Source organism: Pseudomonas sp. PLMAX (genome assembly GCF_046042685.1).
In the GTDB taxonomy this organism is placed as follows: domain Bacteria; phylum Pseudomonadota; class Gammaproteobacteria; order Pseudomonadales; family Pseudomonadaceae; genus Aquipseudomonas; species Aquipseudomonas putida_AE.
Window position 1 is genome coordinate 4,082,434 of record NZ_CP064949.1, and the last position, 17,441, is coordinate 4,099,874.

The 17,441-nt window shown below is 58.7% G+C and carries 19 protein-coding genes and 1 tRNA gene; 13 read left to right on the plus strand and 7 right to left on the minus strand.

Annotated features, from left to right (window positions below; genetic code table 11):
- Positions 1 to 29: 29 nt before the first annotated feature.
- The gene (locus DKB71_RS18565) at positions 30 to 1,013 is read right to left on the minus strand and encodes an MDR family oxidoreductase (protein ID WP_408596470.1); all 984 of its coding nucleotides are present in this window, start codon (positions 1,011 to 1,013) and stop codon (positions 30 to 32) included.
- A gap of 120 nt (positions 1,014 to 1,133) precedes the next feature.
- On the opposite strand from DKB71_RS18565, the gene DKB71_RS18570 reads away from it, so the two are divergent.
- The 9 genes from DKB71_RS18570 (at position 1,134) to DKB71_RS18610 (ending at position 7,659) form a co-directional block, all read left to right on the plus strand.
- Positions 1,134 to 2,198, plus strand: coding sequence for an NAD(P)H-dependent flavin oxidoreductase (locus tag DKB71_RS18570; RefSeq protein ID WP_406591666.1), 1,065 nt, complete (start codon positions 1,134 to 1,136; stop codon positions 2,196 to 2,198).
- Positions 2,199 to 2,330: 132 nt separating this feature from the next.
- A complete protein-coding gene (modA, locus tag DKB71_RS18575; RefSeq protein WP_408596472.1) occupies positions 2,331 to 3,098 on the plus strand; it encodes a molybdate ABC transporter substrate-binding protein in 768 nt (255 codons plus the stop codon).
- A complete protein-coding gene (gene modB, locus DKB71_RS18580; RefSeq protein WP_408596474.1) occupies positions 3,099 to 3,779 on the plus strand; it encodes a molybdate ABC transporter permease subunit in 681 nt (226 codons plus the stop codon).
- Between the two features lie 3 nt (positions 3,780 to 3,782).
- Positions 3,783 to 4,862 carry a molybdenum ABC transporter ATP-binding protein gene (gene modC, locus DKB71_RS18585; protein ID WP_408596476.1) on the plus strand — a complete coding sequence of 360 codons (1,080 nt, stop codon included), beginning with the start codon at positions 3,783 to 3,785 and terminating at the stop codon, positions 4,860 to 4,862.
- 77 nt (positions 4,863 to 4,939) lie between these two features.
- The gene (locus DKB71_RS18590; RefSeq protein WP_408596478.1) at positions 4,940 to 5,959 is read left to right on the plus strand and encodes a DNA topoisomerase IB; all 1,020 of its coding nucleotides are present in this window, start codon (positions 4,940 to 4,942) and stop codon (positions 5,957 to 5,959) included.
- A gap of 72 nt (positions 5,960 to 6,031) precedes the next feature.
- Positions 6,032 to 6,253 carry a hypothetical protein gene (locus tag DKB71_RS18595; protein WP_274075993.1) on the plus strand — a complete coding sequence of 74 codons (222 nt, stop codon included), beginning with the start codon at positions 6,032 to 6,034 and terminating at the stop codon, positions 6,251 to 6,253.
- Between the two features lie 130 nt (positions 6,254 to 6,383).
- A complete protein-coding gene (locus DKB71_RS18600) occupies positions 6,384 to 6,614 on the plus strand; it encodes a hypothetical protein (protein WP_274075992.1) in 231 nt (76 codons plus the stop codon).
- Positions 6,615 to 6,813: 199 nt separating this feature from the next.
- Positions 6,814 to 7,098 carry a hypothetical protein gene (locus DKB71_RS18605; RefSeq protein ID WP_274075991.1) on the plus strand — a complete coding sequence of 95 codons (285 nt, stop codon included), beginning with the start codon at positions 6,814 to 6,816 and terminating at the stop codon, positions 7,096 to 7,098.
- Positions 7,099 to 7,449: 351 nt separating this feature from the next.
- Positions 7,450 to 7,659, plus strand: a complete 210-nt coding sequence (locus DKB71_RS18610) for a hypothetical protein (RefSeq protein ID WP_323629378.1) — start codon at positions 7,450 to 7,452, stop codon at positions 7,657 to 7,659.
- An 85-nt stretch (positions 7,660 to 7,744) separates the two neighbouring features.
- Here the strand turns inward: DKB71_RS18610 and DKB71_RS18615 are convergent, their stop codons facing one another.
- A complete protein-coding gene (locus DKB71_RS18615; RefSeq protein WP_323606175.1) occupies positions 7,745 to 8,518 on the minus strand; it encodes a ParA family protein in 774 nt (257 codons plus the stop codon).
- A 436-nt stretch (positions 8,519 to 8,954) separates the two neighbouring features.
- Between DKB71_RS18615 and DKB71_RS18620 the strand changes: the two genes are divergently transcribed.
- From DKB71_RS18620 to DKB71_RS18635, 4 genes are all read left to right on the plus strand, one after another.
- On the plus strand, positions 8,955 to 9,269 hold the full coding sequence (locus DKB71_RS18620) for a DUF3630 family protein (protein WP_408596482.1): 315 nt from the start codon (positions 8,955 to 8,957) through the stop codon (positions 9,267 to 9,269).
- A gap of 155 nt (positions 9,270 to 9,424) precedes the next feature.
- Entirely contained in the window at positions 9,425 to 9,619 is a 195-nt protein-coding gene (locus DKB71_RS18625) for a hypothetical protein (protein ID WP_323626041.1), read from the plus strand.
- Between the two features lie 438 nt (positions 9,620 to 10,057).
- Complete coding sequence (locus tag DKB71_RS18630; protein WP_408601184.1) at positions 10,058 to 10,234, plus strand: hypothetical protein; 177 nt, start codon at positions 10,058 to 10,060, stop codon at positions 10,232 to 10,234.
- 170 nt (positions 10,235 to 10,404) lie between these two features.
- Positions 10,405 to 10,764, plus strand: a complete 360-nt coding sequence (locus tag DKB71_RS18635) for a hypothetical protein (RefSeq protein ID WP_408596485.1) — start codon at positions 10,405 to 10,407, stop codon at positions 10,762 to 10,764.
- Positions 10,765 to 10,844: 80 nt separating this feature from the next.
- Here DKB71_RS18635 and DKB71_RS18640 read toward each other — a convergent pair.
- The 5 genes from DKB71_RS18640 to DKB71_RS18660 form a co-directional block, all read right to left on the minus strand.
- Positions 10,845 to 10,931, minus strand: a tRNA-Leu gene (locus DKB71_RS18640).
- A gap of 339 nt (positions 10,932 to 11,270) precedes the next feature.
- Positions 11,271 to 12,254 (minus strand): DUF4113 domain-containing protein, encoded by a 984-nt coding sequence (locus DKB71_RS18645; protein WP_408596487.1) that lies wholly within the window; start codon positions 12,252 to 12,254, stop codon positions 11,271 to 11,273.
- A gap of 528 nt (positions 12,255 to 12,782) precedes the next feature.
- Positions 12,783 to 14,099 carry a DUF1254 domain-containing protein gene (locus tag DKB71_RS18650; protein WP_408596489.1) on the minus strand — a complete coding sequence of 439 codons (1,317 nt, stop codon included), beginning with the start codon at positions 14,097 to 14,099 and terminating at the stop codon, positions 12,783 to 12,785.
- A gap of 275 nt (positions 14,100 to 14,374) precedes the next feature.
- Positions 14,375 to 15,922 (minus strand): arylsulfatase, encoded by a 1,548-nt coding sequence (locus tag DKB71_RS18655; RefSeq protein WP_408601129.1) that lies wholly within the window; start codon positions 15,920 to 15,922, stop codon positions 14,375 to 14,377.
- A 44-nt stretch (positions 15,923 to 15,966) separates the two neighbouring features.
- Positions 15,967 to 17,421, minus strand: a complete 1,455-nt coding sequence (locus DKB71_RS18660; RefSeq protein WP_408596491.1) for a DUF1254 domain-containing protein — start codon at positions 17,419 to 17,421, stop codon at positions 15,967 to 15,969.
- Positions 17,422 to 17,441 lie beyond the last annotated feature (20 nt).

Below are 17,441 nucleotides of genomic sequence, written 5' to 3' on the forward strand. Positions count from 1 at the left end.
GTGTTGGCCGCTAGCCGGCGATTTTCCAATCAGCGATTCACATCCACCACCACCCGCCCACGCAATTGCCCCGCCAGCAGGCGCGGTGCAGCCTCGATCGCTTCGCTCAAACCGATTTCATGGCTGATCAATGGCAACAAGTCGAAGTCCAGATCCCTGGCCAAACGCCCCCACGCCTCTACCCGCCGCGCTTTCGGCTGAGTCACGCTGTTGATCCCGGCCAGGGTCACGCCACGCAGGATAAAGGGCGCGACGGAGGCCGGAAAATCCATGCCCTGGGCCAGACCGCAGGCAGCGACGGTGCCTTCGGCCTTGGTACTGGCACAGGCATTGGCCAGGGTATGGCTGCCCACCGAATCGATGACCGCTGCCCAACGCTCCTTGGCCAAGGGCTTGCCCGGCTCGGACAAGGTGGCGCGGTCGATGATTTCACTGGCGCCCAGCTGCTTGAGGTATTCGTGCTCCGACAGGCGACCGGTGGAAGCGACCACCCGATAGCCCAGCTTGCTCAGCAAGGCGATGGCAAAACTGCCGACACCGCCGTTGGCCCCGGTGACCAGGACTTCACCTTGATCGGGCGTCACACCGTTGCGCTCCAGCGCCATGATGCACAGCATCGCCGTGTAGCCCGCCGTGCCGATGGCCATTGCCTGTGCTTCAGTGAAGGCCTCGGGTAGCGCAATCAGCCACTCGCCCTTGAGCCGGGCCTTTTGCGCCAGACCGCCCCAGTGCCCTTCGCCCACACCCCAGCCATTGAGCAGGACTTTGTCACCGACCTTGTAGTCCGGATTCCCGCTGGCTTCGACGGTTCCTGCCAGATCGATCCCCGGCACCATCGGGAATTTTCGCACCACCGGGCTGCTGCCGGTGATCGCCAGGCCATCCTTGAAGTTCAGCGTGCTGTACGCCACACGCACCGTCACATCGCCCTCGGGCAGCTGGTCTTCATTGATCTGTTGCAGTGTGGCCCGGTAACCGCTGTCGTCTTTGTCGATCAAAATACCTTGGAACATTGCTGCCTCCTAGTGAGATCACCCGTTGTGGTGGGATTTAAATACCATATCGCAAAAAAATACCGTACTCGACTTTAAGCCAATATGATGGACCGCTATCAACGACGGAGGACTGCTGAAATGAGCCAATGGCCAGATACTCGTCTGCTTGATCTGCTTGGGATCGATCTGCCAATCATCCAGGCCCCCATGGCTGGTGCCACCACTGCGGACATGGTCATTGCGGCGAGCAACGCCGGCGGCCTCGGCTCGATGCCTGCCGCCATGCTGAGCGTCGAGCAATTGCGCGAAGAGCTCAAGCGCATCCGTCAAGAATGCCAGCGCCCGATCAACGTCAACTACTTCTGCCATCAACCACCGGCGGTGGACGAGCAACGCGCCCGGGACTGGAAGAACCTGCTGCAACCTTATTATCGCGAACTGGGTGTCGACTTCGATGCGCCGACGCCGGTGTCCAATCGCGCGCCATTCGATGAGGCAGCCTGCGCAGTGGTCGAAGAGCTGCGGCCCGAAGTCGTGAGTTTCCACTTTGGCCTGCCGGAAAAATCCCTGCTTGATCGGGTGAAAGCCACCGGGGCAAAGGTGCTGTCCTCGGCCACCACGGTCGAAGAAGCCATCTGGCTCGAGCAGCATGGCTGCGACGCAATCATCGCCATGGGTTACGAAGCGGGCGGACACCGGGGCATGTTTCTCAGTGATGACCTGAGCAGCCAGGTCGGCACCTTCGCCCTGGTACCGCAGATCGTCGATGCCGTTAAAGTACCGGTGATTGCCGCTGGCGGCATAACCGATGCGCGGGGTGTGGCGGCGGCATTCATGTTGGGGGCATCGGCGGTGCAAGTGGGCACGGCCTATCTGTTCACGCCTGAGGCGAAGGTCAGCGCCTCGCACCACAAGGCATTGCGCACCGCCAGGGAAAGCGAGACGGCGCTCACCAATATTTTCACCGGGCGTCCGGCGCGAGGGATTATCAATAGGGTGATGCGCGAACTCGGACCGATGAGTGCCCAGGCTCCGCGCTTCCCCCTCGCGGGCGGTGCGTTGATGCCGTTGCGCGCCAAAGGCGAGGCAGACTTCAGTAACCTCTGGGCGGGGCAGGCGTTTACCCTGGGCGTCGAGTTGAGCAGCGCTGAACTGACCCGGCGCCTGGCCGAAGAAGGCTTGGCGAAATTGCTACATCGCTGAGGGTTTTGGCGAGTGACAACCTCACTCGCCATAACCGCGCTGCAACGCATTCCGTTTACAGGCATTTCGCTATATATTCATCTATATAACGAATCACCCCCTCGCAACACCTGCCCATGACGGAGCCGTTTCATGACCCTTCGCGCCTCACGTTTTGCCCCCACCTGCCTGGCGAGCCTGCTTGCCGTGTTTGCCTTCGGCTCTGCCCAGGCGGACGAGGTGCAGGTCGCTGTCGCTGCCAACTTCACCGCGCCGATCCAGGCCATCGCCGCCGATTTCGCGAAGGACACCGGGCACAAGCTGGTGACTGCGTTCGGTGCCACCGGCCAGTTCTACACCCAGATCAAGAATGGCGCGCCGTTCGAAGTGTTCCTCTCGGCAGACGACACCACCGCGCAAAAACTTGAAGCCGAAGGCAACACCGTCAAGGGCTCGCGCTTCACCTACGCCGTCGGCACCCTGGCGCTGTGGTCGGCCAAGGAAGGTTACGTCGATGACAAGGGCAAAGTGCTGGCCGATAACAAGTTCCAGCATCTGTCAATCGCCAACCCGAAAGCCGCTCCTTACGGCCTGGCAGCGACCCAGGTATTGGCCAGGCAGGGCCTGACCGACAAGGTCAAGGACAAGATCGTCGAAGGCCAGAACATCACCCAGGCCTACCAGTTCGTGTCCACTGGCAACGCCGAACTGGGGTTTGTCGCCCTGTCGCAAATCTACAAGGACGGCAAGATCACCAGCGGTTCGGCGTGGATCGTTCCGGCCAACCTGCACGACCCGATCAAACAGGACGCGGTCATCCTCAACAAAGGCAAGGACAATCCGGCCGCCAAGGCACTGGTTGACTACCTGAAGGGGCCAAAAGCCGCTGCCATCATCAAATCCTACGGTTACCAAATCTAAATGTCGCTGACGAGTGCCGACTTTTCCGCCATCTGGCTGACCCTGAAACTGGCGTCCCTGACGACCGTTATCCTGTTGCTGGTTGGCACTCCGCTGGCGTTATGGCTCTCGCGCACCCAATCCTGGTTGCGCGGCCCGGTCGGGGCGATCGTCGCCCTGCCCCTGGTGCTGCCGCCCACGGTGATCGGTTTTTATCTGTTGCTGGCGCTCGGCCCCCACGGGTTCGTCGGCCAGTTCACCCAATCCCTGGGCCTGGGCACCCTCACGTTCAGTTTTGCAGGCCTGGTGATCGGCTCGGTGCTGTACTCGATGCCGTTCGTGGTCCAGCCGCTGCAGAACGCTTTTTCCGCCATTGGCACCCGTCCACTGGAAGTGGCCGCAACCCTGCGAGCCGGTCCCTGGGACAGTTTTTTCAGCATCACCCTGCCCCTGGCCCGCCCCGGTTTCATCACCGCGGCCATCCTCGGGTTTGCCCACACCGTCGGCGAGTTCGGCGTGGTGCTGATGATCGGCGGCAACATCCCCGACAAGACCCGGGTGGTCTCGGTGCAGATCTACGATCACGTCGAAGCCATGGAATATGCCCAGGCCCATTGGCTGGCCGGGGTCATGCTGGTGTTCTCTTTTGCGGTGTTGCTGGTGCTGTACTCCAGCCGTAAAACCAAAGCAGGCTGGAGCTGATCGATGATTCACACGCGTCTGAAGTTGAGCTATTCGGGATTCGCCCTCGATGTCGACCTGCAGTTGCCCGGCCGAGGGGTCACGGCGCTGTTCGGTCACTCCGGGTCTGGCAAGACCACCTGCCTGCGCTGCATCGCCGGGCTGGAACGGGCCGACCAGGGGTTTGTCCAGGTCAACGATGAAGTGTGGCAAGACAGCGACAAGGGAATTTTCGTCCCGCCGCACAAGCGTGCACTGGGTTACGTCTTTCAGGAAGCCAGTCTGTTTCCTCACCTGTCGGTGCTGGCCAACCTGCAGTTCGGCCTCAAGCGCATCCCCCGGCAACAGCGCCGGGTCGACATGGCCCATGCGACCGAGCTGCTGGGCATCAGCCACTTGCTCGATCGGCATCCACAGCACCTGTCCGGCGGCGAACGCCAGCGCGTGGGCATGGCACGCGCGCTGCTCACCAGCCCGACGCTGTTGTTGATGGACGAACCCTTGGCCGCGCTGGACGCTCAACGCAAAAGCGAGATCCTGCCCTACCTGCAACGGCTGCACGATGAGCTGGACATCCCGGTGCTGTATGTCAGTCACTCCCAGGATGAAGTCGCGCAACTGGCCGACCACATCGTCTTGCTCAGCGACGGCAAGGCACTGGCCAGCGGCCCCATCGGCCAGACCCTGGCCCGCCTCGACTTGCCGCTGGCGCTGGGGGACGACGCCGGCGTGGTGATCCAGGGGCATGTCGCGGCCTATGACGCCCACTACCAGTTGTTGACCTTGCAACTGCCCGACACCGACCTGAACATCCGCGTGGCCCACACGCCGATGGCACCGGGCCAGGCGTTACGCTGCAAGGTCCAGGCGCGGGACGTCAGCCTGAGCCTGCACGGCGACGAACAAAGCAGCATCCTCAATCGCCTGCCGGTCACGGTGGTCAGTGAAATGGCCGCCGACAACAGCGCCCATGTGCTGGTGCGCCTGGATGCCGCGGGCAGCCCGTTGCTGGCGCGTATCACCCGCTATTCCCGGGATCACTTGAACCTGCACCCGGGCCAACGACTCTGGGCGCAGATCAAGGCCGTGGCGGTGCTGGCGTAAAGCCGGGGGCACGACTGTCGCGGCGCGGGGTCAATGGCTGTAACGGCCCCCTCGATCCCTCGCCCAGGACAACCGCCATGCCCGATGCACTGCCCCGTGACCTGCATTACGTCGATGACACCCAGCCGGGCATTACCCGCCGGAAACTACGCGGCAAATTCTGCTATTTCGAGCCCTCGGGCCAGCGCATCGTCGACCCGGAGGAGATCCAGCGCATCAATGCCCTGGCGGTCCCACCGGCCTACACCGACGTGTGGATCTGCACCGACCCACGCGGCCACCTGCAAGCCACCGGCCGCGACGCCCGCGGGCGCAAGCAGTACCGCTATCACCCGCGCTGGCGAGAAGTGCGCGACAGCGACAAATACTCACGCCTGCGGGATTTCGGCCTGGCCCTGCCGAAGTTGCGCAAACAACTGGAAGCCCTGCTGGCGGCGCCGGGTTTCAGTCGCGACAAGGTCATGGCCACGGTCATCACCCTGCTCGACGCGACGCTGATCCGTGTCGGCAATGCCCAGTATGCCCGGGACAACCGCTCCTATGGCCTGACCACCCTGCGCGACCGGCATGTGGAGGTCAACGGCAGTGCGATCCAGTTCCAGTTTCGCGGCAAGAGTGGCATCGAGCATCAAATTACCGTGAAGGACCGGCGACTGGCGCGGATCGTCAAGCGCTGCCAGGAGATTCCCGGGCAAAACCTTTTCCAGTACCTCGATGAAAACGGCGAGCGACACACGATCACTTCCGCCGACGTCAACGCCTACCTGCAAGACCTGACCGGCGCCGACTTCACCGCCAAGGATTACCGTACCTGGGCCGGCAGCGCCCTGGCTCTGTCGGTGTTGCGCGAGCTTGAGTGGCAACCCGAATCACAGGCCAAGCAGCATGTGGTGGCGATGGTCAAGGACGTCGCCCGGCAGTTGGGCAACACCCCGGCAGTCTGCCGCAAGTGCTACATCCACCCGGCGGTGCTCGAGGGTTTTCCCCTCGGCGCCCTGGCGCAATTGCCAAGGCCCAGGGTGCGCAAAGGCCTGCGGGCCGAGGAAGTCGCGCTGGCGATGTTGCTTGAGAAAATGGCGTCTGAACCGACGAACTGACCTGCCTATTTTTTGCACGATTGCAAATGGCTTCTATAGTTGATCTGTACACGAATCAGCTGCGGTGAAGCCATGGAAGACATTTTTGTCGTCAAGCGCTGCAACAAGATCATCATCCATGGACGCCGGGCTGGAGAAACCGTGCATCAACCCGCTGACGCCGCCGTCTGGTACCGCATCGCCGATACTCGCACCAATGGCTTCATCGGCGACGGCTACGATCTTGAACGCGATGCCCAATACGTATGTCGAGAGCTCAACGCCCGATCGCAAATGACGGTCCGACAAGGCTGACGAGCATTCGCCAAGCGGTTACGGGTCTATACTGAGACAGTGCTGAAGGATCAGCGCCTCATCGGTGGAAGCTCGCTGGCGGCGGGCTTTTTACTGCCAATCTTCAGGTTTCTTAACGGAGGTGTTCCCCATGTCCGAAAAAGAGTCCATCACCACCCTGCTCACCCTGCTCGACTCCCGTCAGGTTCGCCTGGCTGCCGCGTGCAAGGAAATCGCCGACTGGGTCGATCATCAAGGCGGACACCCGACTGCGCTCAGGATCCGCGACCGCCTGAACGACATCGAAAAGGATACGCCGCTGATCCGCAACACCCTGTCGGCGCTGCGGCCAGTCGATCCGCCGCTGCCACGGTTCAGATGATTGCGATTCGGATACCGCTGCACAGACACGACCTGACGCGGGACACATGACCGGCGACACTATCGTCACCGCGTGTGTGTGTCTCTGCGATTCTGGCCCCCAACCCAGCCCGGCGCTGGGATTTTTTACGCCCTCAAGCGGCGAACGTCAGCAAGCCTGGGTTGTCCAATGATCACCTCGCCACGAAGGAGGCGTTCAGATGGTTACCCACTTCAAAGTCAGCGGGCACCTCGCCTGCGGACACACAGGCAACAACCTCACCTCAACCCGGGAACTGAATCGGGTCAAATGCAGAAGCTGTCGCAACACCGACGCTTACAAAGAGGCGCGCAAGAGCGAGCGCAACGCCGCCCGCCGCGCCGCACGCAAGGCAAGAACCCCTCATGTGCTCATAGACTGGCGCCAGGACTGGATCGAGCGCCTGTCCGCCATGGCAGGCCTGCAACGGCTGCCGCGGGGTTTTCATGGGCAGGGATTTGTCTAGAGACAACAGGATTGGGGTCGATCCTGTCGACTCCGATCCTTGGTGGTCAATGGCGCACCAGCCCGAGGACCTTTGCCCGTCGGCCCGACCCCGAAGCCTTTTTTGTCGACGTAGAAGACATTGCCCCCGTCGCGGCGCTTACCCGGCCCGGACGCTACCTCAGCTCTTTCAATAGACCGGACCCTGTGTCCGGCGCGTGACTTTCGCGACTACGTCCAACGCACCGCGGCGACGGGTGCCTGGTACCGTCCGATGTGAGGCATTGGCAACAATGGCCTTCCTCGGCTAGGGTCACTTTGCGTATCGAACCAAGGCGTCTTGATTGGCAGAAGTCAGCCCATGGAGGAAGCGATGTCATCCACTCGTAATGCCGAACAAACCTATCGCCAGTGGTCCAGCCCGATCCTGCTTGAACTCAAGGAGCGAGAACATCAAATGACCCCGTCGGACCGCGAGGCCCTGCAAGCCATTCTGCTGGAAAGAAGACTGATCGATGTCGGCAATCCCAACGGCAGCGATCGACGCAAGGCAGACTTGAACGCTGATCACAAACAGGAGTAACGACGCAAAGGAGAGCAATAGACGAAGCCGAAACACACAAGGGTTTGCATTAGCTTCAGTCCGCAAACCCTTGATCTCAGAGCCCCTAAGCAGCTCGTTCCAGGGCATCCAGCAAGTTGGCAAACTCCAGCGACAGCTTATGCCGAGGGGCGAAATGCACGAGGGGCACCGACACCTCGTGAGACTCGCGCATCTTCACCGAGCTGCTCAGGTAAACCGGCAGCACCGGCAAACCTTCGGCCATCAGCTCATCCACCAGCATCTGGTGCAAGCCGGTGTGACCGGTGAACTGGTTGACCACCACCCCTTCCACTGTCAGTGATTCATTGTGGTCAAGACGCAACTCTTCCACCTGGGCGATGACACGATACAACGCCTGGCGAGAAAACCTGTCGCAATCGAACGGAATCAGCAACCGGTCCGCCGCCACCAGCGCACTGAAAGTGTAGAAATTCAGTGACGGCGGTGTGTCGATGTAGATGCGCTCGTAGTCCTCGGACAGTGCGACCAGCAACTTGCGCAGCTTGTTGATCTTGAACTTGCTCTCCAGTTTTGACTGCAGCTCGGACAGCTCGGCACTGGCCGTCACCAGGTCGAGATTGGCGTAAGGCGTGCGGGTGATGTTCACGCGATTCTTCCTGCCCTCGAACCCGCTGGACAAGGTCTGCTTGAAAAAATCGGCGATCCCCGCAGGAATGTTCTCGTTCATCAGCCCGGTGAGATAGTGGGTCGAATTAGCCTGGGGATCGAGATCAACCAGCAGCGTCCGGTAACCTTCGGCAGCACTGACGGCGGCGAGGTTGCAGGCAATGCTGGATTTTCCGACACCGCCTTTCTGATTGAATACGACACGACGCATGGGACTTGCTCATCCATGAAAAGGCCAGAGGCCGACTGAGGGAAACTGTAAGAAGTCGTGTCAATTCTATGACTGAATTATTACAGTATTGCGACAGTGGTTGGCGCAAGCCGCGAGTTAGAGCGCTGGGCTCCTAAAAGAGCTCTTCAAGGCCTGTATCTCACATCAACGTTCGCCGAAGCGCTAGTGAAGTACTCGAACAAAACTCAGCCATGCCGGGCCTCCTGCTCGCGCATCCCTTGGATGATCGTCGACGCAGACAAAACAAGGCGAAGTGGGTTGTCCTTGGAGGGCATGAACTGCAGGCTCTGGTAGTAAGCTGCAGCAGCCTCGTCTATAAAATTGGCCCAACATTTGAAACACTGATTAGCAAAGGAAAATCTTTCGAACAAATCATCGAAAGCGCAACCAGAGCTGGTGGTGGAGATATATTCTGATGAAAAACAAAATAATGCCAAGTGAGCTGACTATTGAAAAAATGCACTCCGGCCGATCGTGTCTGAACCTGACATCGAGTGTCGATTGGGTATGTTTTCCTGATTATGCAGAGTTTATTCTTGGACTACTTGGGGGGGCGATCATCAGCAAGTCTGACGGAGCTGATGTGCGTATTTGGGAGGTGCTAATAGACAACGAGTACTTCTTCCTCGCATTTGACGATTTCCCAGTAATGATTACGCTAGAATCGAAGAGTCTGCAGGGAGACGATCATATACCAGCCTTCAAGGCCTTACTCGTTGAGAAGTCCTAACCTTGAAACCAATCGGGTGAACCGATCCACCCTGGCTATCTCAGACCTGAGCGTTTCAACGACAGCAACATTGGGGCTACGATGAGGTCGGCATGAAGGTTGCGTGAGCAGGCTGGTGCCCTTCCCGTCTTCCGTCAGCCCGCCGCGGACGCAGCATGAAGCGTTTCATCCGCCGCAAACTCGAAGCCTGGCTGATCCTGCTGGCAGCGAAGATCCTGATCGACCGCAACGTGCAACGCGCAGCTGTCATATCGCGCCGCGACAACATCGACATGTGGCGCATGGCCGAGCAGCTCGAAGCCATCGCCAAGCGCATCGGCAAAAGGTACCAGGGTTCTCACATTTACTAAGTAGGCGCCCCGTCAACAGGTCGACCATCAAGAACCGGCATTGGGTCTATTTGGACGCCTGTCGCGACACTCACCCACGCCGAATAGGCCGCGCTTTGTTGTGCGAAGGCTTCATCCCAACGACTTCCAGAGAGCTCGCCAGCGACTACCAGCATCATCAACTTGGTTGTTGCAGCGTCGAGCTCTACAAGAAGAACGTGTGATTGGAATCTAAAGTCGTCTTTGGGGATCATGGTAACGCTCGACTTGCTATAGCAATCATACGGGTCGATTTTGCAGACTTGATTCTCCTCCGTTGGAGTGTCGCACAAAAACCTATACAAACAATCAAAATCTGTACAGGTTCTGTGGCAAATTTCATGGAGCACATGTGTGCTCCACCCGCGAAATCAGTCCCTCGCGCTTCAAAGTCAGCCGCTATAGCGGCAAGGAATCCGTATGTCTGAGATAAAGGAACGGCCGATCTTGTTCTCGGCCCCGATGGTGCGCGCCATCATGGAAGGCAGCAGGACGGTCACGCGGCGATCACTCAACGAGCGAGTGCTGAAGAACATTGGTGACGGTGTTCAGCTTGGGGACGACGACCAAGCAAACCCGGATCTATCGCCTGGCTGAGAGAACGCAAGAAAACCAGCGGCCGGGTTTTCTACTACTACGACACAGTCGGTAAGAACCGCAAAGAAATTCCGTTGGGAAGCGATTGAGTACGCGAAGCTGGAACGGGATCGCACAGCTTCCGATCTGGTCGCGAAGGCGATCACCTTCCGCTATGTCGCCGAAAAGACATGGTCGACATCGTTCCAACGAAGAAGCCAGCCACACAGAAAGACAACGTCAGGGAACTGAAAAACCTGATGTCATTTTTTTTGACGATCATCCAGCGCCCCTGGAGACAATCCAGCCGCTTCACGTCCGTCAGTACCTCACCTGGCGTAGGGCTGCGCCAGTTCGAGCGAACCGAGAGAAGGCCCTGCTCAGGTATCAAAGTCAACAAGGAGACATTTACATCGAGGATGCCTTATTCAAGGCCGAATCGAGCGGTGACATTCTGCAGGGCCAGGGATCAGCTTGGGCATACGACCGTGGTGATGACCGAGCAGTACATCCGCAACAGAAAGGGAAAGAAAGTCTCACCAACCAAATGAATTGCGGACCAATCCGATAATTGCGGACCAGAAACGAACAAGGGCTTGCCAAGCTTTCACTCGCAAACCCTTGATTTATATGGTGCCCGAAGCCGGAATCGAACCGGCACGCCCTTACGAGCGGGGGATTTTAAGTCCCATGCGTCTACCAGTTTCGCCATTCGGGCGGTAGCGCGGTGAAGCAGAGGGGGGAATATATACATCCCGTCCGGGTGAAGCAAGTTTGCGACGGTGTTTTTTGGCGATTGGATCGAGCCGATTGGGTAAAAAAAAGCTTCTTAAATCATGGGTCTACGGAGCTTTTTTACAGTGCTGGGCAAGATCGATGGTGACCCCGCGCCCAGCACATCGCAAAAACCGGAATATCACTTTATATTTCAACAGCTTATCATCATAACCCAGGCACATCCAGCCGCCGCGCCAGCCAATGCCTGACACCGGGGAAGTCTCCGATTTCTACCCTCACAAGGACCGCGCCCATGGGGTGGTCTTGCTGCAGCGCGAAATCAAACACATGACACCCTCCATAGCTGATCCAGCCTCGTGGTGTAGCTCTGGCTCATCATTTCCCGGCGCATGCCCCAGTCGGGATTGGTCGGCACACTGGCCGCGCGAAGCGTCCCCCTTCCCCACCTGCCATTGATCTGATCCAGCACCGCCATGACCCGGCTTGCCCCGGCCGGTTGCGAGGTGGCAAACAAATCATCGGTGTACTCGCCTGGCTGGCACAGGTTCAGCAGCATGACCTCCGCTTTGCTGTAGGCGAAGCCGGGGCGGAATACTCGATCAAGCGCGTCGACCGCCGTCCTGGTCAGCAGACGCACGTCATCCGTTGGATACGGTAGCTCCACCACCACACCGTTGGCGTATTTGGCTTCCTCGGGGTTGAACATGCCGGTCCGGATGCTGACCCGGATCTTCTTGCACAGGGAATGCTGCGCCCTGAGCTTTTCCGAGGCGCGCATCATGTAGGTGGCGACGGCCTCCTTGATCGGTGCAAGCTCCTTGAGCCGCATGCCGAACATTCGGCTGCAGCAGATCTCCTGCTTCGGCGGATCTGGTTCATCCAGTTCCAGACACGGGGTGCCGGCCAGTTCCCGGGCGGTCTTCTCGATCACCACGCTGAAGTGCTTGCGCAGCGACCAGGCGTCCGCCTTGGCCAGGTCCATGGCCGACTTGATGCCCAGTGTGTTCAAGTGCACTTTCATGCGCCGGCCCACACCCCATACCTCACCCACGTCGGTGTTGCGCAGTACCCAGTCACGTTTTACCGGATCGCAGATGTTCACTACGCCGCCAGTCTGCGCCTGCAAGCGTTTCGCCGTGTGATTGGCCAGCTTGGCCAGGGTCTTGGTGGGTGCGATGCCAACGCCGACCGGGATACCGGTGCAGCGCAAAACCTGGCTGCGAATCCGTCGACCCAGTACGTCCAGGCCTTCGATACCGGTCAGGTCGGCAAACGCCTCATCGACGTAAAGGAAAGATATCAACCCATGGACATCTATGCATGCCAATGCAGCTGTCGATATACATGGAATGCCCGATGTCCATAGCAACAAGCTTTTTTCGCTATTGCGGGTCAATCTGTCCACACTCAAAGTCATGGCAAAATGTGCAAGGCACCTCAGATGCTAGTCACAGATGATCTGCTTCCGCTCCGATATCTTCGCGTCTCTTTTTGTTACTCACGCATTCATTATTGCGATCCAGCGGCGCGTCATACGAAAGGCAGCTTCTGGGCATTTTCAGTCGGTCGCGACAGGCAGAAAACGGCCGATTCTGTTGAAAAAAGTCGGCAGTGGTTTTCAAGGCTGAAATCTACGTGCTTGAGATTGAAATCTTGACTTTTAGCATAGGGTTCGGGGCTTAGATTTCGCGTAGCTACGCGCAAAAAAGGCATTTTCAGCAGTCAGAATAGGGGACTGCCTGGAAGGACCGACTTTTCAACGAAATCGGCCAATAGCGGACGGTCAAATTCAGACTATTGGCCGATGATCAGGACAGGACGTCCCAGGTACTCAATTGACCTTGTTCAGCTGTGGTAGCTGCCACTTGCCCGAGAGAGCATCATCAGAAGGTTGATACAGGCGCAACATCACATAAAAACCGCCTTCGGGTGCCGGTAGCCAGTTGGCGGCATTCTCTCCCTGGGGCTTTTTGTGGGAAATGGGAATGGTGATCGAACCGTCCTCCGCGACTTTCAACCCCTGCGTATCGGAGCCGACCTTGTAGCGACTGATCTCGTTATCGACCAGCATTTTGTCGCTGGCGTCATACATGGTAAGCGACCAAAAGGCATTCACAGGGGGGGCCGAAGCCAGTTTGATTTCGTATTGATTGGCTCCAGTGAGCGGTTGATTTTTGCTGTCGGTGAAGCGCAGTGGATACATCGCTTCATGCTCACCCTGGCCGCCGAGATAGGGCCCGGCCACCATGGCGCGCAGCGGGTAGTTGTAGCCAAAACTGTCAAGACCGGTCACCCAGTTCCAGCCATTGCGCACTTCCGACGTGCTGGCCAACGATGCAATCGCAACGTAGGGGGCAACTTTCAAACCTTCCTCAAGGCCTTTACGAGTGGCCGGATTGAGTTTATCGGGTGAAAAGCCCTTTTCTGTCAGGCCGATGCGGGCGAACTGGGCAAACAAGGCAGCGTCGGCAGGCTTGACCGGATTGTCCTTGAGTGCCGAAGCCAGTTCGGTGAAGAACCCCAGCGGGTCGTCGCCGGTCTGAGGCAACGTAGGCAAGGTTTCATCCTTATGGGTTTTGCCGCTCAACGGCACGACACTGAACTGTTTCTGCAAGGCGAGGATCGGTGCTACATCTTCACCCTGCTTGACGTGAATGCGCCCCCACAACCAGATTTTTTTGGTCGAGACGTCCAGGCGCTTCGCGTCCTTTGGCAGTTCGCCCTTCCAGCCTGGCGGCACCAATGCATATTTTCCGGCCTTGGTGCCGGTTGTGCGCCGTCCGACATAGTGTTCAAGTTCCTGCCACATGTTGAACACATCGACCACGTAATAACGGTCATGGGTGTCGGGCACGGTTAACACGTAGGGCTCGGTCAGATCCAGCACCGCGCTCATGTAGTAGGTGTCATTGTTGGCAGTGGGCATGTCCTTGGCGGACGGTGACGCCAGCGAAGTGGCCCAGCCGATCTGGTTCAGACCTGCACGATAGCTGGTGTCGGGCTTGGGTGAGGGAACGTTGATGTATTCACGTGCCACTCTTTCCATGCGAACCAGCGGATAACCCCAGTTGTAAGCCGAGATCGCCAGGCTGTAGCCATCAGCCTGCATCCCTTTTTCTACTGCATCGGGTGTGGCAGGTGTGGTCAACAGTAAATCCGGTGTGCTGGCTTGCGCGTGCATCGCGCTACCGAGCGCAACACATAGGGGCAGAACACAAAACAGAAAACTACGTGGTGAAGCCATAACGAGCGTCCTTTCATTAGGTATTTCGACAGGTGCGAGCGGTCTGGCGCGCCAGTTTGACGACTAAAGGTCTGCAAGAACCCTAGTCACAGGGTTCTGGCTCGTCAAACGAACGTGGGTAGATGTGCAGCGTTGCAATAAGTGCTGGCCGGCTATCAGAGCCTCCGACCACCGACCATTTACTGAGTTTGGTAATGCATGAATTTCTCGACCATCTGATCGGCGGTGAAAGTGGCTGGGCGCTGGCGGGGTGGGAATTGCTGGAAGGTGCCCAAAAATTGCTGAACCCGCACCAAAGCCGGCATCGCGACGATGCCGACTTTCTTGTCCCACCACTGGTTGTAGTTGTTGGAGTCAGTGTCCGCTCGCTCGAACGGATCGCGTCGCAAGTTGAAAACCTTTGGGATGCGCAGTTCGACAAAAGGATCTCGCCACACATCGAATTGGTGCGCCCGCTGCTCGGCGAACACCAGTTTCCAGTCGCCGTCGCGCACACCGAGCAGTTTGCCGTCGTCGCTGAAGTAGTAGAAATCGGTGCGCGGCCCCTTGTCTTCCTTTCCTTCCAGATACGGCAGGAAGTTGTAGCCGTCCAGATGCACCTTGAAGTTTTTCACACCGGCATTGTAGCCCTTGAGCAACTGTTCTTTCACGTCGGTGACCCCGGCGGCGGCGAGCAAGGTCGGCATCCAGTCCTGGTGCGACATGACCTGGTTGGAGATGGTGTCGGGCTTGATGTGGTTCGGCCAGCGAACGATGGCGGGCACACGAAAGCCCCCTTCCCAGTTGGTGTTCTTCTCGCCGCGGAACGGGGTGATGCCGGCGTCCGGCCACTGGTTGAAGTGCACACCGTTGTCGGTGGAGTAAATGACGATGGTGTTGTCGGCAACACCCAACTCATCAATTTTTTTCAGCAGTTGGCCAACCTGGCCATCGTGTTCGAGCATGCCGTCGTTGTACTCGCCCTGTCCCGACTTGCCGGCGACCTTGTCGCTGACGTGGGTGTAGTAATGCATGCGCGTTGAGTTGAACCAGACAAAGAACGGTTTGTCGGCCTTGACCGCTTTGTCCATGAACTTGGTCGACGCGGCCAGAAATTCTTCGTCTATGGTTTCCATGCGTTTTTTGGTCAAGGCGCCCAGGTCTTCGATCTTGCCGTCGACACTGCTGCGAATCACGCCACGAGGACGGAACATCTTGTCCATCGCAGGGTTCTTGGTCCAGTCCGGGTCTTCGGGACCTTCTTCAGCATTGAGGTGATAGAGATTGCCGAAGAACTCGTCAAAACCGTGGTTGGTCGGCAGATATTCGTCGCGGTCGCCCAAATGATTCTTGCCGAATTGACCGGTGGTGTAACCGAGCGGTTTGAGCAACCCGGCGATCGTCGGGTCTTCAGGCTTCAGGCCCACTGTCGCACCCGGGATGCCGACCTTGGTCAAGCCCGTGCGCACGGGGTGCTGGCCGGTAATGAACGCAGCCCGTCCCGCCGTGCAGCTCTGCTCGCCGTAGTAGTCGGTGAACATCACACCTTCATTGGCGAGACGGTCGATGTTGGGCGTTTGATAGCCCATGATGCCATTGCTGTACCGACTGATGTTGGTGATGCCGATGTCATCACCGAAAATCACCAGAATGTTCGGCTTGTCTGCGGCCATGGCCTGTGACGACACGCCTGCCGCCAGCAAGGCGACCGCGCTGCACCAGCGCTTGAGCCTGGAGCTCACATACATCATGCCTTTCTCCTGATTCTTATTGGTTGTAATGGGGGTAACTGTCAGTCCAGACGCACAGTGCCCGGGGGCGTCCATGCGCCGCTGAGTACCTCGGCCTTTGGCCAATAGGTGCGAATGGTCAGCTCAAATTCGCTTTTGGGTGCCGGGAGCCAATTGGCTTCCTTATCCCTGCCTGGGGAGCCGTGCTGCACATACAGGGTCAGTGAGCCGTCGGCGTTGTACTTCATGCTTTTGCTGTTCTTCGTGCCGAGGGAATAGCGGTCGAGCGTATTGGGGGCGAAGAAGTGTTGAGGGTCGTACATCGTCAGCGACCAGAAGCCCTCGGCCGGCGGTGTCTGGCCTTTGGCAAAGGTCAGGGTGTAACAATGATCGCCATGCAGACGCAGGCCCTTCTGGTCCACCTCAAGGAAGAAGTAACGGGTTTCCTCGGGCTGGTTGGTGTACATGTTCGACTTGGCGGTGGCCGTGCGCGTCAGGTAGTCATGGCCCCAGCGCGCCACGTTGGTCGGCGAGTTCCAGCCATTGGGCAGACGCGAGCCATTGGTCTGGAACGAGAACAGCGGCGACACCACCTGTTCTTCAGTTTCGATGGCGGCCTTGACGATGGCGGCCTTGACCGCCGGGTCCTTCGCGGCGGCGTCGAGCAACGCCTTTATCATCGCGTAGCGGCTTTCTTCGCCAGGCAGCGGTGGCACCTTGGCGAGTACCTCAGGTAGCTGGTCGAAAAACGTCTGCGGGTTCACTTCCGCAGAAGTTTTTTGCGCCGCCGGGAAGTGCGGCGTGGCTTTCCAGTCTTTGTTGATGGTCTTGCCGGTGTACTGGCTCAGCGGGTAGACCACCACCTGGTTGAGGACGGCCTGGATGGCCTGGCGATCTTCGGCGCTGTCGTCCAGAAATGCACGGGGGCCGACAGCCACCAGTTCAGTGGGTGCCCGAATGACCTGGGTGATGCCCTCAGGCACGGCGCCCTTCCAGTTCGGCCCTGCCACCAGATAGTTGCCGGGTCGGGTGCCGTACTGTTTGCCCAATCTGGAGAATTCTTCGCTGCGCGCGTCATACAGCGCATTCACCCAGAAGCGGTCGCCAAACTCCGGTACCTGCAACACCATCGGATCGTCGTCGGTGGCACCATAGCCAAAGCCATACACCACGTCCTGGTTAGGGTGTGCGATCCAGTGCTGGTCCGGTGAAATGTAGTCAGTGAGCATGCTGATGTAACCGGTCGGCGCTGCGGGTAGAATGCCGCCCATCAACCCGGGTTCAGGAGCTCTGGAAAACGACGCGCGACGATTGAAGGCATTCACGATCGGCCAGCCCCACAGGTAGGCATCCTGGGCAATGACCGTGGCGCTGGACGCTGTGATGACGGTGCCGACCGGGATACCCGGGACCTCGTTGGCCGGTTTGTCAGTGGCGTTCTCGCAAGCCAGGGCGCCGCCCGTCAGGACCACGGCCATGGCAAGGGTCAACAAGGAGTGCCTGAAGGTGTTCTTCATCGGGTTCAAGTTCTGTATGG